This window comes from Streptosporangium sp. NPDC006013 (assembly GCF_040614275.1).
In the GTDB taxonomy this organism is placed as follows: Bacteria; Actinomycetota; Actinomycetes; order Streptosporangiales; family Streptosporangiaceae; genus Streptosporangium.
Genome location: NZ_JBEXUE010000954.1, coordinates 1 through 1,306 on the forward strand (window position 1 = coordinate 1; position 1,306 = coordinate 1,306).

General features: G+C 71.1%; 1 protein-coding gene. It reads left to right on the forward strand.

Going from position 1 to position 1,306, the window contains the following annotated elements:
* Positions 1-811 precede the first annotated feature (811 nt).
* Positions 812-1,306: ricin-type beta-trefoil lectin domain protein (locus ABZ260_RS51185; protein ID WP_355633274.1), on the forward strand; the 495-nt coding region annotated here is incomplete at its 3' end.

The window sequence follows — 1,306 nt, forward strand, 5'->3', positions numbered from 1 at the left end:
GTCGCAGTGCGCTGTTGTTTCACTGCGACCATGAGCATGGCGCGGAGCTTGGAAAAGAATCTTTTGGCTGACTTCTGTTGCAGCTATATGCGGTGACCGGCAGCGGCAGGACCGCGGGGGCCGGCAGCGTAACGCGCCGAGCGGCGCGATGGCCGACGCCCTGCGCCGCGCCGGGCTCGACGGCTCCGGCGGTCGCCCCTGATCCGTGCCGGATGATCCGGACGGCGGGTAAGAAACCCTCGGCGTCGGCGGCTTCCGGGAAGGAGGCCGCCGGTGCCGCACGGAACCACGACGGGGACAGGCCCGGTGGCCTCCGCGAACGGGGCCGCCGACGCCGCACGATCCCCGCGCGCGCCGTCAGCGGATCGCGGGCGCTCTGACGGACTCCCCTGACAGGGACCGCTTCCTGGAACGGTCCCCTCCGCAGGTCGCCGCCTCGCGCCTCCGCACAGATCACAGCGCTTCGCACGGGCGGGCGAGCCGGGCTGTGCGGCTTTTTTTACCTCTTGTATTGACTGGAGAACGAAGTCTGACCTAGGGTCCCGGGCAAGCGAGACCTTGCCTTGAAGGGACCCCCCATGACTCGCTCTCTCCAACGCGGGGCGTTGGCGGATGCGAGGCGCGCCGACCGCTCCCCATCCGGGCAAGACCTCGCCTTCCCCTGCCGTATCCGTCGCGGCAGGACCTCAGGGCACGCCGAGCGGCGCGCCGCCACACGTCAGGCCCACCGGGTCGCGTACGGCCACTCGCAAAAGCACGCTCGTCATGTCCGGCCCCCCGCACGCCCCCCAAGACGGAAGGAAATCCGCGTATGGCCGCCAGACAGTCGCCTCCCCGGCGCCGTCGCACGCCGCTCCCGACCACCCTCGGCGGGATGCTCACCGTCGTCGCCCTCGCCCTCGCCGGTGTGACGGTCGCGTCACCGGCCGCCGCCGCCACCGGGCAGATCACCGGCATCGGCGGCAAGTGCGTCGACGTCGCCGCCGCCAGCAGTGCCAACGGCACCGCCGTCCAGCTCTACGACTGCAACGGCACCGCCGCCCAGCAGTGGACCCGTAACGGCGACGGCACCATCAGGGCGCTGGGCAAGTGCCTGGACGTCACCGCCGCCGGCACCGCCAACGGAACGCAGATCCAGCTCTACGACTGCAACGGCACCGCCGCCCAGCAGTGGGTCCACAGCGCCGCGAACGACCTGGTGAACCCCGCCGCCAACAAGTGCCTGGACGCCACCGGCCAGTCCAGCGCCAACGGCACCCGCCTGCAGATCTGGGAGTGCAGCGGCAACGCCAACCAGAAGTGGACC